The sequence below is a fragment of the Salsuginibacillus halophilus genome, assembly GCF_003014715.1.
Taxonomy (GTDB): Bacteria; Bacillota; Bacilli; order Bacillales; family Marinococcaceae; genus Salsuginibacillus; species Salsuginibacillus halophilus.
This window is the reverse complement of record NZ_PYAV01000008.1, coordinates 13,926-38,669: the sequence shown is the minus strand read 5'-3', so window position 1 is coordinate 38,669 and position 24,744 is coordinate 13,926. Positions and strand designations below refer to the sequence as shown.

General features: G+C 44.7%; 26 protein-coding genes and 1 riboswitch. Of the genes, 4 read left to right on the top strand and 22 right to left on the bottom strand.

Annotated features, from left to right (window positions below; genetic code table 11):
- Nucleotides 1-135: 135 nt before the first annotated feature.
- The 11 genes from B0H94_RS15180 to B0H94_RS08855 all read right to left on the bottom strand — a co-directional run bounded on the left by B0H94_RS15180 (nucleotide 136) and on the right by B0H94_RS08855 (nucleotide 12,797).
- Complete coding sequence (locus tag B0H94_RS15180) at nucleotides 136-282, bottom strand: YuzK family famiily protein (protein WP_181315333.1); 147 nt, start codon at nucleotides 280-282, stop codon at nucleotides 136-138.
- Between the two features lie 211 nt (nucleotides 283-493).
- Nucleotides 494-862, bottom strand: a complete 369-nt coding sequence (locus B0H94_RS08900; RefSeq protein ID WP_245893944.1) for a carboxymuconolactone decarboxylase family protein — start codon at nucleotides 860-862, stop codon at nucleotides 494-496.
- A gap of 744 nt (nucleotides 863-1,606) precedes the next feature.
- Complete coding sequence (locus tag B0H94_RS08895; RefSeq protein ID WP_106588906.1) at nucleotides 1,607-2,515, bottom strand: MetQ/NlpA family ABC transporter substrate-binding protein; 909 nt, start codon at nucleotides 2,513-2,515, stop codon at nucleotides 1,607-1,609.
- Nucleotides 2,516-2,538: 23 nt separating this feature from the next.
- Nucleotides 2,539-3,207, bottom strand: a complete 669-nt coding sequence (locus B0H94_RS08890) for a methionine ABC transporter permease (protein WP_106588905.1) — start codon at nucleotides 3,205-3,207, stop codon at nucleotides 2,539-2,541.
- Nucleotides 3,200-4,222 (bottom strand): methionine ABC transporter ATP-binding protein, encoded by a 1,023-nt coding sequence (locus B0H94_RS08885; protein ID WP_106588904.1) that lies wholly within the window; start codon nucleotides 4,220-4,222, stop codon nucleotides 3,200-3,202. Before B0H94_RS08885 ends, B0H94_RS08890 begins: the two co-directional genes overlap by 8 nt.
- A gap of 149 nt (nucleotides 4,223-4,371) precedes the next feature.
- A riboswitch (SAM riboswitch) is annotated at nucleotides 4,372-4,480 on the bottom strand.
- Between the two features lie 562 nt (nucleotides 4,481-5,042).
- Entirely contained in the window at nucleotides 5,043-6,284 is a 1,242-nt protein-coding gene (locus B0H94_RS08880; protein ID WP_106588903.1) for an MFS transporter, read from the bottom strand.
- 150 nt (nucleotides 6,285-6,434) lie between these two features.
- Nucleotides 6,435-6,818: a glycine cleavage system protein GcvH gene (gene gcvH, locus B0H94_RS08875; protein ID WP_106588902.1), complete on the bottom strand. Its 384-nt coding sequence runs from the start codon at nucleotides 6,816-6,818 to the stop codon at nucleotides 6,435-6,437.
- Nucleotides 6,819-6,851: 33 nt separating this feature from the next.
- Nucleotides 6,852-7,211, bottom strand: a complete 360-nt coding sequence (locus B0H94_RS08870; RefSeq protein ID WP_106588901.1) for an arsenate reductase family protein — start codon at nucleotides 7,209-7,211, stop codon at nucleotides 6,852-6,854.
- Between the two features lie 175 nt (nucleotides 7,212-7,386).
- On the bottom strand, nucleotides 7,387-9,171 hold the full coding sequence (locus B0H94_RS08865; protein WP_106588900.1) for an acyl-CoA dehydrogenase family protein: 1,785 nt from the start codon (nucleotides 9,169-9,171) through the stop codon (nucleotides 7,387-7,389).
- Nucleotides 9,172-9,198: 27 nt separating this feature from the next.
- Entirely contained in the window at nucleotides 9,199-10,377 is a 1,179-nt protein-coding gene (locus B0H94_RS08860; RefSeq protein ID WP_106588899.1) for an acetyl-CoA C-acetyltransferase, read from the bottom strand.
- Nucleotides 10,378-10,406: 29 nt separating this feature from the next.
- On the bottom strand, nucleotides 10,407-12,797 hold the full coding sequence (locus tag B0H94_RS08855; RefSeq protein ID WP_106588898.1) for a 3-hydroxyacyl-CoA dehydrogenase/enoyl-CoA hydratase family protein: 2,391 nt from the start codon (nucleotides 12,795-12,797) through the stop codon (nucleotides 10,407-10,409).
- Between the two features lie 275 nt (nucleotides 12,798-13,072).
- On the opposite strand from B0H94_RS08855, the gene B0H94_RS08850 reads away from it, so the two are divergent.
- Nucleotides 13,073-13,336 (top strand): spore coat protein, encoded by a 264-nt coding sequence (locus B0H94_RS08850; protein WP_106588897.1) that lies wholly within the window; start codon nucleotides 13,073-13,075, stop codon nucleotides 13,334-13,336.
- Between the two features lie 13 nt (nucleotides 13,337-13,349).
- A complete protein-coding gene (locus tag B0H94_RS08845; RefSeq protein WP_106588896.1) occupies nucleotides 13,350-13,676 on the top strand; it encodes a spore coat protein in 327 nt (108 codons plus the stop codon).
- Nucleotides 13,677-14,512: 836 nt separating this feature from the next.
- On the opposite strand, the gene B0H94_RS08840 is transcribed toward B0H94_RS08845, so the two are convergent.
- From B0H94_RS08840 to B0H94_RS08810, 7 genes are all read right to left on the bottom strand, one after another.
- Nucleotides 14,513-14,761 carry a YusU family protein gene (locus tag B0H94_RS08840; RefSeq protein ID WP_106588895.1) on the bottom strand — a complete coding sequence of 83 codons (249 nt, stop codon included), beginning with the start codon at nucleotides 14,759-14,761 and terminating at the stop codon, nucleotides 14,513-14,515.
- Nucleotides 14,754-15,560 carry an STAS domain-containing protein gene (locus tag B0H94_RS08835; RefSeq protein ID WP_106588894.1) on the bottom strand — a complete coding sequence of 269 codons (807 nt, stop codon included), beginning with the start codon at nucleotides 15,558-15,560 and terminating at the stop codon, nucleotides 14,754-14,756. The genes B0H94_RS08840 and B0H94_RS08835 overlap by 8 nt, the downstream gene beginning before the upstream one ends.
- Nucleotides 15,547-16,191, bottom strand: a complete 645-nt coding sequence (locus B0H94_RS08830; protein ID WP_106588893.1) for a cobalamin B12-binding domain-containing protein — start codon at nucleotides 16,189-16,191, stop codon at nucleotides 15,547-15,549. Before B0H94_RS08830 ends, B0H94_RS08835 begins: the two co-directional genes overlap by 14 nt.
- Nucleotides 16,192-16,222: 31 nt before the next feature.
- Nucleotides 16,223-16,564 (bottom strand): hypothetical protein, encoded by a 342-nt coding sequence (locus B0H94_RS08825; protein ID WP_106588892.1) that lies wholly within the window; start codon nucleotides 16,562-16,564, stop codon nucleotides 16,223-16,225.
- Nucleotides 16,564-16,869, bottom strand: coding sequence for an antibiotic biosynthesis monooxygenase family protein (locus B0H94_RS08820; RefSeq protein WP_106588891.1), 306 nt, complete (start codon nucleotides 16,867-16,869; stop codon nucleotides 16,564-16,566). Before B0H94_RS08820 ends, B0H94_RS08825 begins: the two co-directional genes overlap by 1 nt.
- 238 nt (nucleotides 16,870-17,107) lie before the next feature.
- Entirely contained in the window at nucleotides 17,108-17,296 is a 189-nt protein-coding gene (locus tag B0H94_RS08815; RefSeq protein WP_106588890.1) for a hypothetical protein, read from the bottom strand.
- A 138-nt stretch (nucleotides 17,297-17,434) separates the two neighbouring features.
- Nucleotides 17,435-17,656 carry a hypothetical protein gene (locus B0H94_RS08810; protein WP_106588889.1) on the bottom strand — a complete coding sequence of 74 codons (222 nt, stop codon included), beginning with the start codon at nucleotides 17,654-17,656 and terminating at the stop codon, nucleotides 17,435-17,437.
- A gap of 310 nt (nucleotides 17,657-17,966) precedes the next feature.
- Here B0H94_RS08810 and B0H94_RS08805 point away from each other — a divergent pair, with 310 nt between their 5' ends.
- Nucleotides 17,967-18,152, top strand: a complete 186-nt coding sequence (locus B0H94_RS08805) for a hypothetical protein (RefSeq protein WP_106588888.1) — start codon at nucleotides 17,967-17,969, stop codon at nucleotides 18,150-18,152.
- Nucleotides 18,153-18,288: 136 nt separating this feature from the next.
- Here the strand turns inward: B0H94_RS08805 and B0H94_RS08800 are convergent, their stop codons facing one another.
- The 3 genes from B0H94_RS08800 to B0H94_RS08790 form a co-directional block, all read right to left on the bottom strand.
- On the bottom strand, nucleotides 18,289-20,721 hold the full coding sequence (locus B0H94_RS08800) for a heavy metal translocating P-type ATPase (protein ID WP_282432538.1): 2,433 nt from the start codon (nucleotides 20,719-20,721) through the stop codon (nucleotides 18,289-18,291).
- Between the two features lie 15 nt (nucleotides 20,722-20,736).
- Nucleotides 20,737-21,018: a metal-sensitive transcriptional regulator gene (locus tag B0H94_RS08795; RefSeq protein WP_106588887.1), complete on the bottom strand. Its 282-nt coding sequence runs from the start codon at nucleotides 21,016-21,018 to the stop codon at nucleotides 20,737-20,739.
- A gap of 191 nt (nucleotides 21,019-21,209) precedes the next feature.
- On the bottom strand, nucleotides 21,210-21,656 hold the full coding sequence (locus B0H94_RS08790; protein WP_106588886.1) for an OsmC family protein: 447 nt from the start codon (nucleotides 21,654-21,656) through the stop codon (nucleotides 21,210-21,212).
- A gap of 130 nt (nucleotides 21,657-21,786) precedes the next feature.
- Between B0H94_RS08790 and B0H94_RS08785 the strand changes: the two genes are divergently transcribed.
- Nucleotides 21,787-22,473 (top strand): lytic transglycosylase domain-containing protein, encoded by a 687-nt coding sequence (locus B0H94_RS08785; RefSeq protein WP_245893943.1) that lies wholly within the window; start codon nucleotides 21,787-21,789, stop codon nucleotides 22,471-22,473.
- A gap of 33 nt (nucleotides 22,474-22,506) precedes the next feature.
- Here the strand turns inward: B0H94_RS08785 and B0H94_RS08780 are convergent, their stop codons facing one another.
- Nucleotides 22,507-24,654: a YhgE/Pip domain-containing protein gene (locus B0H94_RS08780; RefSeq protein WP_106588885.1), complete on the bottom strand. Its 2,148-nt coding sequence runs from the start codon at nucleotides 24,652-24,654 to the stop codon at nucleotides 22,507-22,509.
- Nucleotides 24,655-24,744 lie beyond the last annotated feature (90 nt).

The following is a 24,744-nucleotide window of genomic DNA, read 5'->3' as shown; positions in this document are numbered from 1 at the left end:
ACAGCTGACACTAACTTTTATTATCCCACAACCTAACCATTTCTGAAAACATTCTGCACAAAAGTATTCTTAAAACCAGCATCGATATAAGAAAAGCCTACTGAACCTCGAACTGTTCAGCAGGCTTTTCTCCACTTATGGTCGTGCATTCAATTCTGCAGTCATTTGATTCATCATTTGATAGTTCCGCTCACGCTCGCGTTCAACTTGCAGTCGCTTCGTTAAGCTTTGGCTGTACTCTTCAAACCCCATGCCGTGTGACTGTTGCATTGCTTTTTCCATTTCCGCTGTATAAAGCGTCTCAATCCTATGGATAATCAATCCATCCTTTCAATTGATTTGACACTTTATACTTTACACCACGTGAAGTTTTCTGACAAAAGCGGCACAGCGTTATATTTTCTGACAATTAGCGCTCTCACCTTGTGAGTTATGTTGCGCTGACTGCACGCAAGTATCTCACACGCACAGTCGCTCATTCTTGCTTGTACGCTTACGATGATGATTGATCAGAAGAAAAAACATTGACAGCTTCTTTAACGACAGCCGCCGCCTGACTAACGGCCATACCGCCTCCGAAAGCGCCGGCGACAGCTAATGATTCATAGATTTCTGATTCTGTACAATCGTGATCCAGTGCTCCTTTTGTATGATAAACCATGCAGTATTCATCTTGGGCAAACACACTCAAAGCCAAGGCAATTAGTTGTTTTTGCTTCGCTGAAACTTCACCTGCTTCAAATGAGTGTTCTGTAAAAGTGTGATACGCCTTCATAAACTTTGGCATCTGCTCTTCAAAATGACCGACACCTTCTTTATATTCACGCATCATCTCATGTACAAAGCTTTCTTCCTGGCTCACAACTACCGCCGCCTTTCTTAGTCAAATGTTTCACTAAACGTAGTGTGACAAAAGAAAAGCGAAAGTATGCGCCTCATTTAAGAAGTACAAAAACTAAAAAAACCGCCCTTTCTCTAACAAAGACGGTTCAAGACTGTCGATAAAGTACCCAATCTAAAATTACGCACAGCTTACTGCTCCGAGGGCCGCCTTAATCAAGAAGATAAAAACCGAATAATAAACGTAACCTTCACTTCAGACGGACGCTTTCCCGAGGGCTTGGCTTCAGCTAACTTGTTCGATTAAAAACCAATCGAACAAGTGGATCTTCAGCCTGCGCTTGATCCTCCGGGAGTCGCCGTCTTTCTTTCTGGTCACTTATACATTTACGAATCATCAATCATTTCCAATAGATAATGTTTATTATGAAATTGATTTATGTAGATATTTCTTGATCCTAATCATCTCTGCAATTCACGACCATCAAATTACGGAAGGCTGACAAGCATCGGCAGCGACGCCTGCAGGATCAGCACGAGCCGAAAATCCCGTACTCACTGGTTCTCTGCCGAAGAAGTTAAGGAAATACAAGAGGCTAAGAAGACACAGTGAGATCAAGCGTGAGCGCAGATTAAACCGATGTCGCACTTGTTTGTGTCCTCCTGGTACAAGCGTCCGCCGAAAAGCAACGTCAACCTTCGCTTTTTCAAAAGTTTGTCTACAAGCTAAAACCGCCTTTGATCTAACAAAGGCGGTTTTCGTTACTTATTGATCTTCGCCGACAGGTACGACAGCTTCATCAAATTCATCAAGAATGAACTCCTGCACATCTTCTGAACGGAGAACTTCAACTAAAGTGTGATATTTCTCGTCTTCAGCGTCTTCACTTTGCACCGCAATGATATTGGCATATGGGTTATCCAAGTCTGCTGATTCCATCGCAATCCCGTCTTCTGCCGGATTCAAATCATGATCGATGGCATAGTTCGAGTTGATCAATACAGCTTCTGCTTCGTTACTGCGGTAAGCCTGTGGCAGCAGTCCTGCTTCTACGTCAGCACGAAACTCTAAGTCACGCTCGTTCTCAACAATATCGTCTGTTGTTGCATCGATCCCCGCACCATCTTCGAGTTCAATTAAACCTTCATCTTCAAGCATCGAGAGAACACGACCATGGTCAGCAACGGAATCGCTCATTAAAATCTCAGCACCTTCCGGCAGTTCATCCAGCGAATCATAATCCTGACTATAAACCGCTATCGGCTCGATGTGAATACCGCCGACATGATCAAAGTCATAGCCGTGATCTTCAATTTGACTTTCAAAGTACGGTACGTGTTGGAAATAATTCGCATCTAATTCACCAGAATCAAGAGCCTCATTCGGAAGCACATAGTCGTTGAAGGTTTCAATCTCAAGACTGATCCCCTCTTCTTCCAGGGCCTCTTCTGCGTACTCTAAAATCTCTGCGTGCGGTGTGCTCGAAGCTCCGATCACGATTTCTTCTTCATCTGCCGCTTCATCATCTTCGTCACTTTCATCCTCTTCACTTTCTTCTACAGCCTCACCGTTTTCAGCACCTTCAGTTTCCTCAGGCGCATCACCATCTGTACCACACGCTGTTGTTACCAAAGCTGCAGCCGCAGCAACTGTTACAAGTTTAAATTTTTTCATATCCTTGTCCCCCTTAAATAGAATTAACGTTTATCCAAACGGTTGGTAACCCAGTCACCAATCCACTGCATAATGAAAACTAAAATTAAAATAAGAATCGTCGAAGTAATTGTAATATCCGGATTTCCGCGCTGAAAGCCTTCGCGAAACGCTAAGTCACCAAGCCCGCCGGCTCCAATGACGCCGGCCATCGCTGTATAGCTGACAAGCGCTATCGAGGTTACCGTAATCCCTGAAACAAGCGCCGGCATCGACTCCGGAAGCAGGACTTTCCAGATAATTTGCCGCTGACTTGCCCCCATTGCTTCAGCTGCTTGAACAACGCCGTGGTCCACTTCACGCAGGCCAATCTCAACTAACCGAGCATAAAACGGGGCAGCACCTACGATGAGGGCAAGTAAAGCTGCTGTCGGCCCTAGAAATGTACCAAGCAGCCACTCACTTAATGGAATTAATAAAATAATTAGTATAATAAATGGAATAGAGCGGGTAATATTGACGTACGCTCCTACAAGCTGATGCAAGCCTTTATTTTCCCAAAAGTTACCTCGCGACGTTAAATAAAGCATCAAACCGAGAAGAATCCCTAAAATAAATGTTGCTATAACAGAGACCCCTGTCATATAAATGGTTTCTTCTGTCGCCTCCCACATATCCATCCAATCTACGTTTGGGAATAATGTTTTAATCAACGCGGACCACCTCCGCTTCTACGCCTGCTTTCTCAAGATATTGAAACGCTTCTTCTACGGCTTTAGCTGTTCCATCAATATGCACAAGCATTGTGCCATAACTACCTTCCACCGTAGTAGCGAGACGTCCTTGCAAGATGTTGACGTCAACTTCTACTGTACGGATTAATCTTGATACAACAGGCTCACCGGCACTAGCACCCACAAAACTTAACCGTGCAAGCTGACCACGCTCCGGCGGGGCTATGCCTTCAGCTTCTGCCTGTTCATCATCTGGTGCAGCAATTTGTTTGACAAAGCCTTTTGTCACTTCTTGCTGCGGCCTTTGAAACACATCAAGCACCGGCCCCTGCTCGACAACCCCGCCATTTTCCATCACCGCAACTTTGTGACACACTTTACGAATCACATGCATTTCGTGAGTGATCATGACAACTGTAAGCCCGAGCTCTTGATTAATATTTGTTATCAGCTGCAGGATTGAATCGGTTGTTTCCGGGTCTAACGCCGAGGTCGCCTCATCACAAAGCAGCACTTTTGGACGGTTTGCAAGCGCCCGGGCGATGCCAACCCGCTGCTTCTGTCCGCCACTCAATTGTGAAGGATAAGCAGACTCACGCCCTTCGAGTCCAACGAGGCCGACTAGTTCATGCACCCTCGTTTCACGCTCGGCTTTATCAACCCCTGCAACCTCCAGTGGAAATGCAATGTTTTCTGCAACCGTTCGTGACCAAAGCAGGTTAAAGTGCTGAAAAATCATCCCGATGTCCTGCCGGGCTTCGCGCAATTTTTGACCGCGCAGTTTCGTTAAATCTTGCCCGCTCACTTCCACTGAACCTGATGTTGGCGGCTCAAGCATGTTCAGCATACGGACGAGCGTGCTTTTCCCTGCACCACTGTAGCCAATAATGCCAAAGATTTCTCCTTCTTCTATAGAAAGCTCCACATTTTGTACAGCTGCAACATTTTGTGTTTTCGTTTGAAAAACTTTTTCGAGCTGCTTTAAACGAATCAAGCCCACTCACCCCCTCGACTAAGTATATTGATCTTATCGGCAAACTAGGAGAATGATCCGAAAGAAAACCCGGGACGACCCAGGATTTTATGCTTTGAAAAGAAAAAACCTTTCAGCACAAAAGATGCAGAAAGGTTTTAAATCCCTTTCTCTCATCTTCCAAAGCCGCTTCGACTTCGCAGGAATTGGCACCTATCAGATTTTCCTGACGGTTGCCGGGCTTCACAGGGCCAGTCCCTCCACCTCTCTTGATAAGAGTCTATATCATTGTTTTTTCATTAAGTGGTATTCGTCATACTAGCATTCGCTTAAAGACATGTCAAACATTTTTATATTTCAGACTGGTGATAAAGCGCAAAACCAACATTCACGGGCAGCTTACTGCTCTGAACCGCTGGCTGCCCAACAAAACCGAATCATGAACGTGAACTTCACTTCAGACGGACGCTTTCCCGAGGCTTGCCTTCAGCTAACTTTTTCGAATGGTCTTCATTCGAAAAAGTGGATCTTCAGCCTGCGCTTAATCCTCTGGGAGTCGCCGTCTTTCGTTTCGGTCAATTTTACATTTGTATATGGTTCGTTTGATCACTCATGAATCATCATGATGAAACTGATTCATAATAACGCAAGGCTGACAAGCATCGGCGGTGACGCCACCAGGAACAGCGCGAGCCGAAAATCCCGCAGGCAGTGACTTTCTGACGAGGAAGTTGAGGCCGTGCCTGGTGCAAGCGTCCACCGAAAAGCGACGTCAACTTTCGTTAATCTAAAAGTTTGTCTACACGCTGAAACATTTTTATTTTTTGTTTTGCATCATATGTTACGCTCTTTTTATGAAAACAAGGTAAAAATAAATCGATCCTGTTAAGTACAGGATACACGTTAAGCTGAATACAAACGCCCAGCCGTAGTAATCCCCATACATAACGACAATCGCAGTTGAAACAGGACCCATGACTGCCCACCCAAGCTGAAACACCATCTGACCGACAGAATTGGCTAAACCTTTAATCGAATCATCTACTTTACGCATCATTAAAGACATTTGTATTGGATTCCCTGCGTTCATCAATGCCTGGCGAAATAAAAAAGCAATGACAGCCAGCCACAAATTTTGTGTGAAAGCTGTTATAAGTAAAAAAGGGAGCGAACTTAACTGTAAGATCACAACTGCCTTAACTTCACCAACCTTGTTCACTACAGCAGGCCCTACCATAAACGCCACTGCAGTCATCGCTTGACCAAGTGCGAGAATCATACCGACAGCTGCATGCGTAATATCAAAACGATCTGTAAAATACAAGTTTAAGTAAGGAATAACTAAGCCTGATCCAAAACCTATGAGAAGCTGAGCCACTGCGAACAATAAGATTAATTTAAGTCCTGCTTTATTTGTACTAAATAATACCTTCCATGACGAAAGACCAGGTGTGCGCTTTTCCTGAATACGCGTTTCTTGAATTTTTAATACAGGTAAAATGGCACACGTGCTTAAAACAGCGCCTGCAAGCAATGCGTACCGCACACTTTCTAACGATGAAATTGAAAACGCCCACGCCAACCCATCACTTAACCCGCCACCTAGTGCATTACCAAGGACGTGAGCCACCATGTTTAATGCAAAATTAAAACTAAACAAATGAACACGCTGCGATTCGGTTGAGTTCTCCGCAAGCAATGGAATCGCCGCCACTTGAATAAATGCCATAAACATGCCTGTCATAAAAGCAGCAGCTAACAACATGGACTCAGGAACGAGCACAGCCCGCAGAAATAGACTTACAGCTAAAAAGAGCGCACCTAAAAGAATAATCTTTTTTCGTCCCACTCTATCACTTGCGATCCCTGCCGGAAGAAGAACAATCGCAGTGGCTGCTGCCTGCATGGCTACAACCCGGCCATTTACATCCGCACTATACCCAAGCTCGCGAATATAGTAGTTGTAAATGACCATAAAAACGCCCATTCCCATGTTCGCAAGCAGCGAAGCAAGTAAAAACAGCCGTACATTTCGATTATAGCCTTGAAACTGCATGCGCCAGCCTTGAACAAATCCGCCCATCTCACTGTGCCTCCCCCTATGATAATTCGCCACCCTAAATATCATAGCGGAAGATGAGCGCTGTGCATAGATGAATGAAGAGAAATCTAGAAAAGAAAACAAAAAAGAAGCCTGCCTCTTTCAAAGGCCGGCTTCTTATGTAAAATAAGTTTATTCGTCGTCAGTCATCTCTTTATAAGCAGCTGCAGACATAAGCTCATTCAATTCATCTTTATTCGATGGTTCCACGACAATCATCCATGCCTTTTCATATGGAGATTCATTAACGTATTCAGGGTTGTCTTCAAGGTCTTCATTCACCTCAACAACTTTACCATTCACTGGTGCATAAAGCTCGGAAACGGTTTTAACAGACTCTACACTTCCAAACGGCTCGTCTGCTTCAATTTCATCCCCTGCTTCAGGCAGCTCAACAAATACAATATCACCGAGCTCAGATTGCGCAAAATCTGTGATACCGATACGGAGCTTGTCACCTTCTTCTTTCACCCATTCATGCTCTTCAGAATACTTCAATCCTTCAGGTACGTTCATGTTACATCCCTCCGTAAAAGTCATTGTTCAGCATTATGATTTCCATTTTTCCTCAAACTCTGTCTCTTTAAACCCAATTGTAACACGGCTTCCATCTGTTGCAATCGGCCTTTTTAAAAGCATACCATCAGAAGCTAACCAATCCAGCTTTTCTTCTTCCGTCGCTTCTTGCAATTTGTCTTTTAACCCAAGTTCACGATATTTTTTCCCGCTGGTGTTAAAAAACTTCTTTAGTGGAAGCCCGCTCTTTTCATAAAGCTCTTGCAGCGTATCGCGGCTCGGCGGCTCCTTAACAATATGGATTTCTTCATATGAAATATCCTCTGCCTCAAACCACCGCTTTGCTTTCTGACAAGTGCCGCACGGCGGGTAAGAATAAAAAGTAACAGCCACAACCTTCACCCCCTCTCGACAGTTCAAGTATAACGCATTTATGCGTGAAAAAATAACAACATGCGTAAAGAAGCCCTTGCCGCAGCAGGACTTCTTTACACTTGAGAGAGGAGAATGCCTTCAAAAGAAGGAATTTATTATTTTGGAGCTTAAAAGCCCCAATTGGTTAGCTTTATTATACTGCGTAAGCTTCAGCCTGTAGGATGCGCTCGGCAACTTCACGCTTTTTATCAATCAATTTGATCGGCGTGTGGCGCGTTAGTTTACGGAGAATGGAAAGCATCGTCCGTAGGTTGTCGCCTTCTTCCATGTGTACGAGCGACTCTTTCGCATGGCTTTCAATCCGGTTTACAGCTTCTTGGCACACAACTTGTGTTAGGAGCAGCTTCATGTGTTCAGCATCAGCGCCATTTTTCTGCATTGCTTTTTCAGTACGCAAAATGGTGGATTCCATATTGTAAATATCACTTACAATATCAGCTACGTTCATAAGCAGCTCCTGCTCTTTTTCAAGCGCCTGCCCATACTTTTGTGCACCGTTACCAGCAACCATCAAGAATATTTTCTTCATATGCTGCAAAAGGTATTTTTCCTGCTCGAGCGGCTCATCGCCAGGTTCTTCCGGCATCATCATCATGAGCTCCTCCTGCAGTCCCTGGGCCTGCTCCAAGAGTGGAAGCTCACCTTTCATCGCCTTTTTCATTATCGTCCCAGGCACGAGCATCCGGTTAACTTCATTCGTACCTTCAAAAATGCGGTTAATCCGGGAATCACGATACATGCGCTCAACTTCATATTCCGCCATAAAGCCGTAACCCCCGTGGATTTGAACAGCTTCATCAGCGACAAAATCAAGCGTTTCTGAACCATAAAACTTGTTTAGTGAGCACTCAATCGCGTATTCAGCAATGGCATTCGCAACTTTAGTTCCGTCTTCCTGCTCTTCATCTGTCAACTTACCGAGCTGCTCTTCAAATAACCCGCCTGTTCGGTAAATCGTACTTTCAAGGGCGTACGTTTCTGCAGCCATTGACCCGAGCTTTTCCTGGATTGCAGTGAACTTTGCAATTGGTGTTTTAAACTGCTTACGCTCGTTAGCATACGCTGCTGCGAGCTGAATGCCGCGCTTACTTGCACCAACTGCTCCTACACCAAGTTTATAACGGCCTACATTTAAAATATTAAAAGCAATCACATGACCGCGCCCGACATCTCCGAGAAGATTTTCTTTCGGAACTTTTGCATCTTCAAGAAGGAGTGTACGGGTTGATGAGCCTTTAATACCCATCTTCTTTTCTTCCGGCCCGGTGGATACACCTTCGCAGTCAGCGTCAACGATAAATGCTGTGAACTTATCGCCATCAACCTGTGCATATACAACGAATACGTCAGCAAAAGCGGAGTTTGTGATCCATTGCTTCTCGCCGTTTAAAATATAATGTGTGCCCTCATCATTTAAAACAGCTTTCGTTTTAGCGCCAAGGGCATCAGAACCGGAACTTGGCTCTGTTAATGCATATGCGGCAATTTTTGCACCTGATGCAAGATCTGGCAGATACTGCTTCTTCTGAGCTTCATTACCGAAAAAGATAATCGGAAGCGAGCCAATACCAACATGAGCACCGTGACTGAGAGAGAATGAACCGCCGCGGGCAAATTTTTCAGTAATTAAAGTTGAGCTGATTTTATCCAAACCGAGTCCATCATACTTTTCAGGAACGTCTGCACCAAGTAGACCAAGTTCACCAGCCTGCTCTAACAGTCGGCGCGAAATATCAAATTGATGATCTTCGATTTTTTCAATTTCAGGAACAACCTCATTAACAACAAATTCTTCAGTTGTTTTTGCGATCATGACATGTTCTTCAGTGAAATCTTCCGGTGTAAATACTTGACCTGGTGTTACTTCTTCAATAAGAAAGCCGGCACCTTTTAAGCTCGTTTCTGTTGTGTTTGCCATTTAGCATACCCCCGGTACGAAATTAAGTTATATAAGTTCAAACACGCCGGCAGCGCCCATACCGCCACCGATACACATCGTTACAACGCCATATTTTTCACCACGCCGCTTCATTTCGTGTGCGAGTGTTAATGTTAACTTGGCGCCGGTACAACCAAGCGGATGACCCAATGCAATCGCACCGCCGTTTACGTTAACTTTTTCATGATCTAACCCGAGTTCACGAATCACTTGCAACGACTGCGAAGCAAACGCTTCATTTAACTCGAACAACCCAATATCTGAAACTTCAAGACCAGCAAGACGCAATGCTTTCGGGATTGCTTCTACTGGACCAACTCCCATGACTTCAGGCCGGACGCCCCCGACAGCAAAAGAATGGAACTTAAGCAGCGGCTGTAGACCTTCTGCCTCTGCCTCTGCTTTATCCATCACTAACACAGATGCTGCACCATCACTCATTTGTGAAGAGTTACCGGCTGTCACAGACCCTTCCGGATGAAATGCCGGACGCAGCTTCGCAAGACTGTCTGATGTCGTTTCCGCACGCACCCCTTCATCCATAGAAAAGGTGATTTCTTTTTCTTTCAGTTTATGGTCGCTACCTACTGAACGCTTCGTTACAGGCACCGGCACAATTTCATCATCAAACTTGCCTGCCTCAATCGCCGCTGCTGCACGCCGGTGACTTTCAGCAGCAAAAGCATCCTGATCCTCACGGCTGACCCCAAATTCATTCGCTACTTGTTCAGCTGTATAACCCATGCCCATGTAATACTCAGGCGCTTCATCAACCAAGGTCGGGTTAGGCGCAATGACGTGGCCGCCCATCGGGATTGCTGTCATTGACTCCGTACCACCAGCAATGATTGATGTTGCATGCCCTACCATGATCCGCTCAGCTGCGTAGGCAATGCTCTGCAGTCCCGAGGAGCAGTACCGGTTAATCGTGATCGCCGGTACGTCGTTTGGAAGTCCAGCGAGCGCTGAGATGCTTCGGGCAACGTTCATCCCTTGTTCAGCTTCCGGCATCGCACAACCCATAATCACATCCTCAATTTTTGCAGGGTCATAATTTCCAGCGCGCTTTAAAGTTTCTCGGATTGTTAAAGCTGCCAAGTCATCTGCACGTTCAGCAGCGAGCGTTCCTTTATTTGCTTTACCTACCGGCGTTCTGGCACCGGAGACAATTACCGCTTCCTTCAAGACGATTCCCTCCAATTCAATTCATCAGCTTAGTTACGCAGTGGCTTTCCTTTTGAGAGCATGTGCTGCATCCGTTGTTGCGTTTTCGGTTCACCAACAAGGCTTAAAAACGCCTCACGTTCTAAATCAAGCAAGTACTGTTCATCTACCTTTGTTCCTTTTGGTACACGCCCGCCAGCTAAAACAAATGCAAGCTTTTCTGCGATCTTTACGTCGTGATCGCTAACTTGACCACCAAACTTCATCGTCTTTGCACCTAGCTGCATCGCTGCATAACCTGTTTCGCCTACGACAGGTACAGGCTTGCGCACCGGCGGACGGTAACCTTTTTCAAAGAGTTCAATCACTCGGCGCTTCGCTGCTGCAATTAGATGATCACCATTTGCAACAATCGCATCTCGCTCATTTAGAAAGCCATTCTTACCGGACTCTGCCGCAGAAGTACCCACTTTCGCTGTAGCAATCGTTTCAAATACTTGGTTCGCAATTGGCTGAAGATCAATTTCAGCACCTTCCGGCAGTCCTTCGAGCTGTTTCATGTACAACTCTTTGTTCCCACCGCCGCCTGGGATTAAGCCGACGCCGAATTCCACAAGCCCCATATACGTTTCATGAGCAGCTTGAATGCTTGAAGACGGCAGACAGATTTCCGCACCTCCGCCAAGGGTCATATTAAACGGCGCTGTAACGACAGGCTTATTGGAATAGCGAATGTTCATCATCGCCTTTTGGAACTGGCGGACAACCATGTCAACTTCCGGATAATTCCCGTCCTGCGCTTCCATTAGAATCATCATTAAGTTCGCACCGACACAGAAGTTCTTGCCTTCATTCCCGATAACGAGTCCTTTATAATTACGATCAACTTCTTCAACTGCTTTGTTGATCATCTGCATGACATCAAGACCAATTGAATTATTTTGCGAATGGAATTCAAGCCCTGCAACACCATCGCCAAGGTCAATCAAAGAAGCGCCTGCATTTTTAGCGATGACATTGCTGCTGTTTTCTTTCAAAGCTTGTAAGTGAATGACTTTTTCATTCCGATCTCGCTGAACATATGCACCGTTGTGATAATATTCATCAAAACCGCGGTAAAATGAGTCAAAACCTTTTTCAAGCATTTCCTTCACCCAGGCCGGCACTGTTTCACCCTCGGCCTCCATTTTTTCAACAGCTTTTTCTACACCTAATGCATCCCATGTTTCAAATGGGCCTAACTCCCAGCCGAAGCCCCACTTCATCGCTTGATCGATGGCTACAATATCATTGGCAATTTCTTCGGCTTTTTCAGCTGCATAAAGAAGTGTCGCTTTCGTGATATTCCAAACGAATTCTCCTGCTTGATCATCTGCATAGCAGATCGTCTTTAACTGTTTTTCAGTCGATTTGGCTTGTTTCGCCTGTTCTACTGAAGCCGTTTTCAATTTTTTCTTCGGTTCATATTCCATCGTTTCATAGTTTAATTCATAGATTTCGCTGCCTTTTTCACCTTTTATTTTCTTAAAGAAGCCTTGGCCAGCCTTGCTGCCAATCCAGCCTTTTTCACCCATATCTTTCATGAAAGCCGGCGGATCAAAAATCTCTTTTTCCGTACCTTCCACTTGGTCGTATACATTTTTAGCTACGTGCAAAAATGTATCTAAACCGACAACATCAAGTGTACGGAACGTTGCACTTTTCGGGCGGCCGATTAATGGACCGGTAACAGAGTCAACCTCCCCGACAGAGAACCCTTGGCGTACCATTTCATCAACCGTTTTAAGCAGGCCGAAGGTACCGATCCGATTCCCGATAAAGTTTGGTGTATCTTTTGCTTCAACAACACCTTTACCTAACACTTCCTCACCAAACCGCTTCATAAATGCAAGCAGTTCCGGGTCGGTATCTTTTGTTGGAATAACCTCCAGCAGCTTTAAGTAACGAGGCGGGTTGAAAAAGTGTGTACCGAGAAAGTTACGGCGAAAATCTTCAGAACGACCTTCTGCCATCGCTTCAATTGAAATACCTGAAGTGTTTGAACTAACAATTGTGTGTGCAGCCCGGTGCTTTTCTACCTCGGCAAAAACTTTTTGTTTAATATCCAAACGTTCTACAACAACTTCGATCACCCAGTCAACGTCCTGCAGCACACTCATGTGGTCAGTCATATTCCCCGGTGTGATCAACTGCGCATTTTCTTTCACCGCAAGCGGCGCCGGCTTTTGTTTATGAAGCTGCTGAATTGCTTTACGACTTAAGCGGTTACGCACAGCTTCATCTTCAAGCGTTAAACCTTTCGCTTGCTCTTCATCATTCAACTCATTAGGCGCGATGTCTAAAAGCCAAACCGGAATCCCGAGATTTGCTAAATGTGCTGCAATCCCCGAGCCCATAACACCCGAACCGAGAACCGCTACTTTATTGATCGTGCGTGTCATTGTCTTCCTCCTCTATCTGTTTTGAATGAACAATCACTCATTTTGCTAGCGAAATGCGTTACAAATGGAGCAAATAAAAGTAAACCCGAATGAATGATCATTCATATCTTGTGAAAAATAAAAATGAATCGCTGTTCATCATCTACACTCATCATATAGTAATTTGATGTGTTTGGCAATATGGTTTACAGAAAATTTTTCATATTCTTATGCCTACATAAATTCATTTAACCTGTTCATACTATAACTGACTTTTTTCATAAGGAGGCGTTTATGTGCAACAACAGCAGCAAACCGGCAATCAGCAGATTATGCCCCAACCTCCCCAGGTGTTGACAGTAAAGGATGAGCTTTACTTAAAGGATATGCTCTCGTGGAATTTATTAGCAGCTAAGAAAGCTAATTTTTTTGCAGAGCAGTGTCAGGACCCGGAAATTCAGCAGTCTTTGCAGCATACGTGCGCCATGCATGAGCGGCATTATCATAAATTTCAGCAGCTGCTTGATCACCACGCTACTTCAGCAAATCAAATGAATTAAAGGTGGAATCATCATGACACAAAAGATTAGTAACCCGAAAACAGAAGTACCAACAGGACCGGCTATGAATGACCGTGACTTTATTAACGACCTCGTTGCAACAGAAAAGTATATGACAAGTTCTTACAGTATTGCTATGAATGAGGCCAGTCACGCACAGTTTTATAAAGAAATTCAACAAATCGCAAATGAATCGCAGGACTGCCAGCGTGATTTATTTAATATGATGTTTAAAAAAGGCTGGTACAGCTTTGACGCTGCCCAACCAGATCAATTGAAACAGGAATCCAGTCAATTCTCCGGATATAAAGAACAGCTTCCTACTACTCAAACCCATTAAAAGCAATCTCTTGTTACAAAGGTTGCTTAAAAACGTAAGCTGAGTGTGCAGACAATAGATAACGTGTTTGACTTACTTGAAATCGTTGAAGCGCTAACTATTGAGGAACCCCTCTGTCTGTAAAAACCTCGAAGCTTTGAGAAACAAAATGTCCCTGAAATTTCATGTCTTATTAATTTATCGACAGTCAAAAACAGCTGGCGCATATTGAAGCGCCAGCTGTCAGCGTGTAGACAAACTTTCAAGAAAAGCCGAGGCTGATGTCGCTTTTCGGCGGACGCTTGCACCCGCAGGGCACAAGTGCGACATCGGTTTGATCTACGCTAAAGCTTGATCTCACCGTGTCTTCTTAGCCCCCGTCACGGCCTCAACTTCCTCGGCAGAAAGTCACTGCCTGCGGGATTTTCGGCTCGCGCTGTTTTTGGTGGCGTCGCCGCCGGCGCTCGTCAGCCTTGCGTCATTTGCTGGTCATGAATTGTAGAGAGCTTTTTGCTCAAGCTACATGAATCAATTTCATCATGACACTTCATGAGCGATCAAACGAACCATATACAAATGTAAAAGTGACCAAAACAAAAGACGGCGACTCCCAGAGGATTCAGCGCAGGCTGAAGATCCACTTGTTCGATTGGAAATCAAATCGAACAAGTTAGCTGAAGCCAAGCCCTCGGGAAAGCGTCCGTCTGGGGTGAAGGTTACGTTCATGATTCGGTTTCTTCTCTTAATAGGGCAGCCCGCGGCGGTTGAAGCAGTAAGTTGTGAGTTAATGTTAAGTTTTGTACTTTGTCAACAGTTCATAAAACAGCTGGCGCATCTTCATGCGCCAGCTGTTTTTTTTACTTATCTTCATTATTATGCGCTTCGTTCAAGGCTTTAATTTCGTAAACGAGCTCTTTCATATTTTCCTTTGCATCTGGATAGCTTTCATTCCAATGTTTAACGAGCGGCGGCATTTGCTTAGAGATATAAGTGTATAAAATCCAGAGACGCACCTTTTCTTTCCGTTCCTCTGTCGCTTCACCAAGCAGCAGCTCTGTATATTTTTCTACAAGACCATCGACTTGCGCCACCAACTTCTCATCCATCAGTATCTGCCTCCTTTTGCGGAATTACAGCCTGCGCACGATTAACTCGCTCTAAGTGCAACGCCTGCTCAAGTGTTGGTTGAAACTGAATATTTAACGTACGACGCAGCTCATAAACCTGCCGGGCGTGAGCGGGGCGCAAACCTACAATGACAATTTCCGGCCCGAGATAACTCATGCTGCGTACGATGTTTTCAAGCACTTGAAAACCTTCGTCAGTAATATCCCCAACCCCTGTAAAGTCAAAGAAGACTAAATCATATCCCCCGCTATAAGCTCTTTGAAGCACATGGGTTTCAATCGTCTTCATCTTTTCAGCCTCTATATCACCAAACAGTGGGACAAGAGCTGTTTTTGAAGAAAGCGTAATAAACGGTGCGGACAACGCATTTTTTTCATCTATAATTTTCGACAGCTTTTCTTTTTCTTCATAAAGCTGAAAATTCGTGTCACGCAGCCGTCCGCGGAGACCTTCTAGTACTAAAGCTGACTGGTCATAAACATTCTGCTTCGGCACCACCACAACAACACCGTGCAGTTCGCTTTCCCAGCTCATATATAGATCGACAAGCTGAAACTTTTGATTTCTTAAATATAAATTTACTTCAACCGGTGATTCGGCTGTTTCGCCGCCACTTAAAAACGTTTGTAATTTTGAACGGCTTCCTTCTTCTACAAGCGTTAAAAAAGACGCTGCCTGTAAATATTTATCGACACCTGTGCCAGTCGTTGACGTGATTGTTAACCGTTTATCGATATAAAAACATGGCAGCGGAAACCCTTTATCAAATTGTGGCATTTGCAGTCCCCTCGTTTCCATCTTCCAACCAATTTTCCAGCGCCTCTAAAGAAGCGATCGTTGCTGCAGCATATCCTACCTGCGCACCCAAGTCATATATCAAAGCGGTACGACCGCTAATGATAATATCAGCATTCGTTTCCGCCTTCAGCGTTTCAACAGACGCCTTCAACTGCGGTATGCGGTAAGCAAGCGCTCCTGATAACCCTATAACTTGAGGCTGGAATTGAGCTGCATCTTTGAGCACATGCTCTAGTGGCAAAGTCGGTCCTAAAAACCGCACATGCCACCCGTACCTGCGGAAGATACTTGCTGCCATTTTTAACCCGAGGTAATGCTCTTCACCTTCTAAACAACATAAAAGCACACGTGGCGCTTCTGCTGCAGGCGGATCGCGGTGATCAATTTGAGCAAGCACAAAATCACAAACGCCCGTGGCCAAGTGCTCTTCGGCCACAGTGATTTTATTTTGCTCCCAAAGGTCCCCAACATGATACATCGCCGGAGTCATTACATGCTCGTATACATCCGTATGAGAAAAATGTTCGAGCGCCTTTTGTACATATAACAACGCTGCTACATCATCGCCAGCTAATAAATGCTCTGCAAACAATCGCGGCTCCAGCTCCATGAGGTCACCCCACTCTCTATATTCAACTGTTTTACGTTTCTAATTTCACTCGAGCTTGCTGCAAGTAATTCAAATAAGCTTCTGCTTCTTTCTGTGGCAAGCGCCCTGGAATGCTCTTCTCTAAACGCTCAAAGTTATCCACAATAAGATCTACACCAACCCCTCGAGACGTTAAGACCGTGACGAGCCAATCTGTATAATCTAAAAATATTTGAGCTTCCCCGGTACTGTAAGCCGTATATAAGTGATCTAAATGATGATAGTTATCTTCAATCGTTTTTTCTTTTCCGCGTTCCCCGAACTTATCCCACACCCACGGATAATCTTTATAAATTCCAGCTACAACTTCCTCAACAATACGTTCCTTTGACATTACTCAGCCACCACTTCATACTGAGTAACGGTTGGAACAATGCCTGCAAGCTCTTGATCAGGATAGTGTTTCTCCAAGTCATGAATTTCTTTAAAGTGATCACTTCGAACCCAAGTTAAATATTCTTCCTTAGAATCCCAGATCATATGCACGGTTAACTCTTCAGGCTTTTTATCGTTTTGCAGCAGTTGAAAACTTTGAAATCCGTCGACATTATCCACTTTGCGCGACCGATTACGGTAAATATTTATAACTTCTTCAGTTTTTTCTTTTGGAACAACAACCGTTGCAGTTACAATATACAATTGAAAACCTCACTTTTTTGAAGATAAATGACGATTGTAGCGATTTTAACATAAAAAGACATGCAGATTCGACAGTTTGGTTGGTCATTAATTACACCTTCCGCACAATTGATAACCATGCCGATAAGCTCCGCTCTATAATCTATAAAAAAACAAAAAGCACCCGTTACTTCATTAAGTAACGAGCACTTACTCATCCTGCACATTTAACACGGACTGAACGCTATCCATCTATGAGCTATGAACTTTCTTGGTTTGGCTGTTGTAAAAGCAGTAAACCATATAAAAACGAAAACATCATAACAGAGAATATGGCAATTTCCGCTACATGAATGGCATATGGCCCTGCTTGAACGATGCCAATGGCCAACAAACCGATAAATGCACTAAACGCCAGTACAATCCAGAACTTTGCGTAGTTTGTCATTCGTAAAACCTCCTTACTTTTTCTTATGATGGAATAGAATTTATTAGACGTACGTTGCTGGCAAAGGTTTCATTCCTTTTCCCTGAAAATAAAAAAATAAAACAACGGAGAGATCCCCCGCTGTTTTAGGTTACTCATCTATTCATACAAAAGTTCATGTGTGTGCGTCGCTATCATTTCAGGACCGTCAAAACAAGTACATTTTTGATAACCGTAAGCGTCAAGTAAAGCTTGAACCTCTCCTTCATTCAGCTTTGTGATGCGCTCGCTCGGCGGCAGCTTCAAGACGTTGCATCGATCGTTCATGAATGTTGTGCGGTGTACTTCTTTATGGTGATGATCCACCAAGAAACCAGCCACAACAATCCTCCTTTCTTTACCTTGAAACCGGTTACGCCTAATGAAACCGGTCTTCAATCGTAACACATAGGTTGCACTGACTCAAAACTTTTTTTAAATATGCTTAAAAACTTGTGTGAAGCTTCATAAGCACGAATGCCTCGTAACCTAATTCTTCTAAAGTTTTGTCTTAGGCCTAAAGGTTTAATGTTACAAATTTATTAAAATAATGTTTTTATAACAAGGTTTTGTGATAAACAGAAAATAAGACGATATTCGGCGTATTTCTTAATTATAAAAGAACGGTATCGATATGAAAGGAGCTTAAACAATGGAAAAGCAATTTAAGATTTTGGTTTGTGATAAGTTCGGTGAAGAGATTCAAACTGAAGTTTTCGCAGGGGAAACTGAACTTTTCATGGAAACGTTTGAAACAAAATCTAAAGCAAAAACATTTTATCACTATGTCCAGAGCAATTACCCTCACTGGTCTGTGAAAATGCTTCCGGCTGACTAATTTGTCTTTATACCTATCCTAAAGCCCCCGCTCTCAAACCGAAGAGCGGGGGCTTTTTTTCAAATCACAATATAATAAACAGCTGTAACAACCGCTGCATAACCAGATCCTGCTAGAAGCCAGTGGTATCTCCGTTTCACGAAACCCCACCTTTCTCTTGACCTGTAAACTTCAAACGCTGCAGCCGGAGGGCGTTTAATACAACAGATACAGAACTAAACGCCATAGCGGCACCGGCTACCCAAGGGGCGAGCAGACCAGCTGCTGCAATCGGAAGCGCAGAGGTGTTGTAAAGAAACGCAAAAAACAAGTTCTGCTTTATATTACGCATCGTTTTTTGACTAACAAGTAGAGCATCTGCTGCACTGTGAAGGTCACCACGCATGAGTGTAATGTCTGCTGCTTCAATGGCAATATCAGTTCCAGTTCCTATCGCCATCCCAATATCAGCAGCTGCGAGCGCCGGAGCATCGTTTAAGCCATCTCCGACCATCGCTACCTGGTGACCTAAGTTTTGAAACCGCTGGACTTCTGCACTTTTTTCTTCCGGAAGTACCTCTGCCCGGACATGCTTAATACCTGCACGTTCAGCAATTGCATCAGCTGTACGTGCGTTATCTCCTGTAATCATCACCACATGCATACCTGCTTGTTTCAAACGTTCAACAGCTGCTTTGGATGTTGGCTTAATCGTATCAGCGACTGCCACCATACCAGCAAATTCGCCATCTATTGCAACGAGCATCGCCGTTTTTCCTTCAGCTTCAAGACTTTCTTTTTCTTCTGCTTGAAAAGAAATGCTCCGTTCTTCTAGCAGCTTTTTTGTACCTACAAGTACCGATTTCCCTTCTACAACCGCCTCAATTCCGTGGCCCGGCAGTGAAGTGAAGCTTTCCGGCTGCTGCACACGCAAATGCTGGTCTTTTGCGCCTTGCACAATTGCTGATGCAAGCGGGTGTTCAGACGGCTGTTCTGCACTCGCTGTTATTTCTAAAAGCGCTGCTTCATTCCATCCAGAAACGGCATACACATTCGTAACTTGCGGTTCTCCTTCTGTGATTGTTCCGGTTTTATCCAGTAGGACTGTATCTACAGCTTGTGCCTGCTCTAAATATTCGCCGCCTTTGTACAAGACACCAAGTTCCGCAGCCCGGCCGGACCCTGCCATAATTGATGTCGGGGTCGCGAGCCCAAGCGCACACGGGCAGGCAATGACTAAAATTGAAATTGTCGGAATGAGCGCACTTTGTACACTCCCAGGATCGACAACGGTATACCAAGTGATAAACGTAACTGCAGCAAATGCCACCACCGCAGGAACAAAAATCCCAGAGACTTTATCCACCATACGTTGAATATCAGCTTTAGAGCCTTGAGCCTCTTCCACCGTTTTAACAATTTGGGCTAAGGCAGTTTCTTCGCCTACTTTGGTTGCTTCAATTGTTAAACCACCTGCCTGATTTAATGTTGCACCGACAACTTCTTCACCTTCCATTTTATCTACCGGCATACTCTCACCTGTCAACATCGATTCATCCACAGTTGAACTTCCTTCGACGATGCGGCCGTCTACAGGGATTTTTTCACCAGGCTTGATCAGCACACGATCGCCGCGAGCAACGTCTTCCACAGGCACTTCAACAACTTCCCCTTCGCGTAAAACGTTAGCTGTTTTGGCCTGTAAGCTTAACAACTTTTGAATTGCCTGTGAGGTCCGGCCTTTAGCCCGCGCTTCAAACAATTTACCGAGCACGACTAAAGTAATAATGATCGCTGCTGCTTCAAAATATAACTCAGGCATACCGCCGGTCTGTGTCCATTGATAACCTAAATAAATACTGTAAAAATAAGCAGCTGATGTCCCCATAGCAACTAATACATCCATGTTAGCTGATTTATTACGCAAAGCTTTATACGCCCCGGTGTAAAACTGCCACCCAACAATAAACTGAATCGGCGTTGCAAGCGCAAGCTGAATCCACGGGTGCATAAAAGCTTCAGGCACCCAAAGAAACGATGTGAATTCAAAATGGGTGACCATTGTCCACAAAAGCGGGAGTGACAAAATTGCCGAAAATAAAAACTTACCAAGCTGTTCCTCCGCTCGGTCCTCACCTGCTTCATTACTTTGCTGACCTTCTTTTTCTTTCAAGCCAAATCCAGCTTTTTCTACCGCATGTTTCATATTGTCAATCGATACTGCTTCACTATTATAAGTGACTTGTGCACTTTCAAGGGCAAGGTTTACATTCGCCGACTCCACCCCGGGAAGACGGTTAAGCTTCTTTTCCACCCTGTTTGCACAGCTCGCGCATGTCATACCGGTCACTTGAAATTCTTGTGTGTCTTTTTTTACCTCATAGCCTGCTTTTTCAACGCGCGCTTCTAACGTTTGTGCATCCACCACGTCCGGGTCATATGAGATTGTGGCCTGCTCAAGGGGCAAGTTCACATTTGCTTCTTCTACACCATCGGTACGGTTTAATACCTTTTCCACCCGAGAAGAGCAGGCTGCACACGTCATTCCTTCCACGTTAAAGCGCACTTGTTCACGACTGTTTTCGCTCAAAATCCACCCTCCTTTCTAATCAATCAGTTTTTTCATCACATTCATTAATTCTTCAATCGATTCCTCACCATTACCTTCTTGAATCGCCTGCCGAACGCAGTGACGGGTATGATCTTCTGTTAATGAAACAGCAACTTTATTCATGGCTGACTGTACAGCGGCCACTTGATTAAGGACATCTACACAATAGCGATCATCTTCAATCATTTGATGAACACCGCGCACCTGGCCCTCAATTCGTTTTAAGCGATTTAATAACTGTTGTTTGTTCGGTTGAACGGTGTGCCGGTCGGTCAAAGTAAGTCCTCCTTCGTATGACTCTATGATTTATAAACGAATCAATACATATACCCCGTATATGTATATTATCATTTGTGCTACGTGTGAGCAATATTTATACCCCTGCCCGTTATATGTATTATCTTCTCGCTGAAAATAAAAAATCCCTCCCTGCTGAAACAGGGAGGGACATTATACGTTAGGTGATATTAAAGTTCCGCCGGCTCCCATGTATGGGTAAGTTCAACGCCTGCAGCTTCAAGCGTTGTATAAACCGGGCAGCGGGCATCTGTTTTTTGCTGCAGTTCATCAATACGCTCTTGTGGTTCAGATGTATGAACTTTAGCGTGAACATGTGCCTTCTGAAAGTACGGGCGTACATCAGCTTGTCCCATTAAACCGCGCGGATCCAACTCCGCAGTTACATCAAAGGTAATGCCGTTTAATTCAAAATCAATTTCTTTAGCCACCATGTTTGCAATTACATTTTCACACCCTGCAAGTGAAGCAAGCAGGTTTCCTAGTGGATCCGGCCCTGTATCTTCCCCACCCATGTTTGGTGGTTCATCAATTGTGACTTGATGGTTACCGGTCGTCACTGTCGTCTGCATGTTCTGGGACGAACCCTTTGCTTGAAAAGTCATTTTTTGCGCCATTCTTTGTGCCTCCTTAAAATGAAAAACTCGTACACATCATATTTTTCCCTACGATTAACAGTTTGCAAACATTGCTTTTACGCACGCTTTTTGGTTAGAATAATCTTATTGGAAAGGAGCGAACAAGCTTTTGATAAACTTTTTCAAATATACGATGCAGAGCGAAAACGGTGCAGCCCGGTCTTTGGCTGTCCCGGCAGGCGTTATGTTTTTCTTGATGCTGATCACACTTTTCACTGTCAGCTTAACGCTGATCGCTGCACAAACCGAATCGCCAACGGTCGAAGAGAGCACTCCCGAAGTTCCAGCTGTTGAACCGATTCCTGACGAGTTTATGCCAGTTTATACGGAAGCTGCCGAAGCTTATGACGTCCCATGGGAAATGCTCGCTGCTATCCACCGGGTTGAGACGTCTTTTTCAAATGCTGATCCCATGGTGAGCGAAGCTGGGGCTGTTGGTCATATGCAGTTTATGCCTTGTACATGGACAGGCTGGAGCCACCCATCCTGCGAAAATCTTGGCGAAGGAGATATTCCAGAAGATGTGCAGACCGACCCTGAAGCCATTGCAACTTATGGCGGTTACGGAGTAGATGCTTCCGGCAACGGTAAAGCCGATCCATTTGATATCGAAGATGCGGTTCATTCAGCCGCTTACTACCTTGCTGCGAACGGCATGGCTGATGGCGCCGAAGAAGAAGCGTTATTTGTGTATAACCAAGCCGACTGGTACGTTGAAGATGTCCTTCATTATGCCGAAGTCTACAGTGAAGAAGCTGAAGATGCTGAGCTCGTGTCAGCCGAACAACTTCCTTAAAAAACCGGTGCCCGCTTGGGGCACCGGTTTTTCTTAATGTGTGCCTTCAACACGCCATACTTTATCCTTTTTTCGATAAAACCATAGCGCCATGAAAAACGAAGCGAGCCCAATTCCGATTAAAACGACAGCACTCCCGCTCAAAAGAGTCGGCACCTCCATAAACAACACAGCCCGCAGTCCCATCACCGCATATGTCATCGGAAGCCACCCATGTATCGTTTCAAGCGGAGAGGCGACCATCTCTACCGGAAAACTTCCGGAACTACCGCCGAGTTGTACAATTAATAAAAGGATCGCAATAAACCGCCCCGGATTATCTAGTGCACTCACGAGAAAAAAGATTAACCCCATAAATGATGCACTAATGAGGTAAGTCATAGCGATAAACCAACCTAGGTGCATCACATGTATCTCTAACACCTTAAGCATAAACAAAAGCAAAAACGAGGTTTGCAGCACACTAATCAAGAGCGCTGTTCCTACCTTGCCACTGTAATGTTCAAACCACGTATTGGCTTGCCCTGCCGGCTCGCGCAATGGATAAACGATTGTCATCGTCAACGCTCCTACATACAGTCCAATAGATATAAAATACGGCGCAAGCCCTTCACCATATGTTAAATCCTGTGATACTCCGCGATTAGCTGCTTCTACTGGCGCTGCAACCTGCAACTGCTGAGCTTCGCTTAAGTTTGCGTCCTGAATGGTTTCTTGTAACGTTTGCGTATTTTCACTCAGCTGCTTCTGCCCTTTAGAAAGCTCATCCAACCCTGCTGCGAGCTCTGAACTCCCCGCGGCTGCTTCCTGCGTTCCTTCTCTAATTGAACCGGCGCCTTCAGTTAATTCAATTGTTGCAACATGCAGCTCTTCTACAGCTTCTTCAACTCCAGCTGCCAGTCCTTCTGCGTTTGCATGCGCTTCTTCCGCATTTTTAAGCTGCGCTTCAGCTTCATCGACAGCTTGCTCACCGCGAGGCGCTACCTCTACTTGACGCAGCATCGTTTCAACTTCTTGAATCTCACCTGCTGCTTCATGCATACTGCTTTCTGCGGCTGAAAGCCGGTCAGTGATGTCACCACTCCAAGCCGATGCATTCTCTTCTGCACTTGCAGCACGCGCTTGAAACTCACCTGCTGCTTCTTCCGATGCCATTAGTGCAGATGACCATGGCTGTTCTTCATCTGCTTCAATTCCACTTAAACTTTCACGATACGCAGCAGCACTTGATTCAGCTGTTTCGAAGGCATCTGTCACACCATGAACTGTTTCATTAACGTTTTGCTTCAAGCTTCCGGTCATTTCTGCACCTTCAGTAAGCTCAATTGAAACCTCACTTAAGCTATCTGCCGTATTTTCTAAAACTGCCGCTGCCTCCGTTTCAGGCTCTGCAGCTTTAATTCTTTCCATTTCATCACGCGCCTTGCTCAACGCCTCACCTGTACGTTCGAGCGCTTGCTCATGTCCGCTTGCTTCCACTTGATCAACCGCTGTTGAAGCCGCTTCTTGAAGTTCTGTCATCCCTTGATAAAGGTCATCTGTACCTTCGTTTAAACGGTTTAAACCAGCAGATAATTCAGAGGTTTCTTGATAAGCTTCACGACCTCCATCAGCCGCATCACCGGCAGCTTCATTAATTGCGGCTACTGCATCATTTAAATCTTTAATACGTTCATCTGCTGCTTCAACATACACACGGGTTAGTTCTTCATTTAAGGATTCTTCCATCTCCGTTAATGCATTCTCGGCTACCTGCGAGGAAACAAAGTTTACTTCTTCGTTAATGTGATATTCTAACTGTGCCGCTTCCGGCAGTTCTTGATCAATGTCTGTAACGTTTTCTGAGAAGGAAGGCGGGATACGTACGTAAAAATAGTACGTTAATTGTTCAAGCCCGGCAGCTGCTTCATTTAACGATACAACTTCAAACGTAATCTCATCCGATGTGAGCGCCTCATCCACAAATTCCTCACCTACATTTACCTTTTCATCCTCTACAACGGCACCTTCATCATCGTTTACTAAGGCAACTGGAAGTTCATCAACCTGCCCGTACGGATCCCAAAAGGACCAAAGTAAGACGCCGCCGTACAATAACGGCATGAGCAGAATCCCTAACAGAGAGATAAGCAGCTTTTTCTGCTGAAAGATCCCCTGCCATTCTTTTAAAATCCCATGCATCCTTCCACCTCTTTGACTACAATTTAAATATGGTCACGTTATAAGAACACTATATAACAAGGTTTTGACCAATTCAATAAAATAGTCAAA

What these genes read in the sequence shown, in the direction of transcription:
- B0H94_RS15180 (WP_181315333.1), bottom strand. Translation starts at nt 282, where the DNA reads ATGGAAAAAGCAATGCAACAGTCACACGGCATGGGGTTTGAAGAGTAC.
- B0H94_RS08895 (WP_106588906.1), bottom strand. Translation starts at nt 2,515, where the DNA reads ATGAAAAAATTTAAACTTGTAACAGTTGCTGCGGCTGCAGCTTTGGTA.
- B0H94_RS08880 (WP_106588903.1), bottom strand. Translation starts at nt 6,284, where the DNA reads ATGGGCGGATTTGTTCAAGGCTGGCGCATGCAGTTTCAAGGCTATAAT.
- gcvH (WP_106588902.1), bottom strand. Translation starts at nt 6,818, where the DNA reads ATGAACGTACCTGAAGGATTGAAGTATTCTGAAGAGCATGAATGGGTG.
- B0H94_RS08865 (WP_106588900.1), bottom strand. Translation starts at nt 9,171, where the DNA reads ATGGCAAACACAACAGAAACGAGCTTAAAAGGTGCCGGCTTTCTTATT.
- B0H94_RS08855 (WP_106588898.1), bottom strand. Translation starts at nt 12,797, where the DNA reads ATGACACGCACGATCAATAAAGTAGCGGTTCTCGGTTCGGGTGTTATG.
- B0H94_RS08845 (WP_106588896.1), top strand. Translation starts at nt 13,350, where the DNA reads ATGACACAAAAGATTAGTAACCCGAAAACAGAAGTACCAACAGGACCG.
- B0H94_RS08840 (WP_106588895.1), bottom strand. Translation starts at nt 14,761, where the DNA reads ATGGATGAGAAGTTGGTGGCGCAAGTCGATGGTCTTGTAGAAAAATAT.
- B0H94_RS08835 (WP_106588894.1), bottom strand. Translation starts at nt 15,560, where the DNA reads ATGCCACAATTTGATAAAGGGTTTCCGCTGCCATGTTTTTATATCGAT.
- B0H94_RS08830 (WP_106588893.1), bottom strand. Translation starts at nt 16,191, where the DNA reads ATGGAGCTGGAGCCGCGATTGTTTGCAGAGCATTTATTAGCTGGCGAT.
- B0H94_RS08825 (WP_106588892.1), bottom strand. Translation starts at nt 16,564, where the DNA reads ATGTCAAAGGAACGTATTGTTGAGGAAGTTGTAGCTGGAATTTATAAA.
- B0H94_RS08815 (WP_106588890.1), bottom strand. Translation starts at nt 17,296, where the DNA reads ATGACAAACTACGCAAAGTTCTGGATTGTACTGGCGTTTAGTGCATTT.
- B0H94_RS08805 (WP_106588888.1), top strand. Translation starts at nt 17,967, where the DNA reads ATGGAAAAGCAATTTAAGATTTTGGTTTGTGATAAGTTCGGTGAAGAG.
- B0H94_RS08790 (WP_106588886.1), bottom strand. Translation starts at nt 21,656, where the DNA reads ATGGCGCAAAAAATGACTTTTCAAGCAAAGGGTTCGTCCCAGAACATG.
- B0H94_RS08780 (WP_106588885.1), bottom strand. Translation starts at nt 24,654, where the DNA reads ATGCATGGGATTTTAAAAGAATGGCAGGGGATCTTTCAGCAGAAAAAG.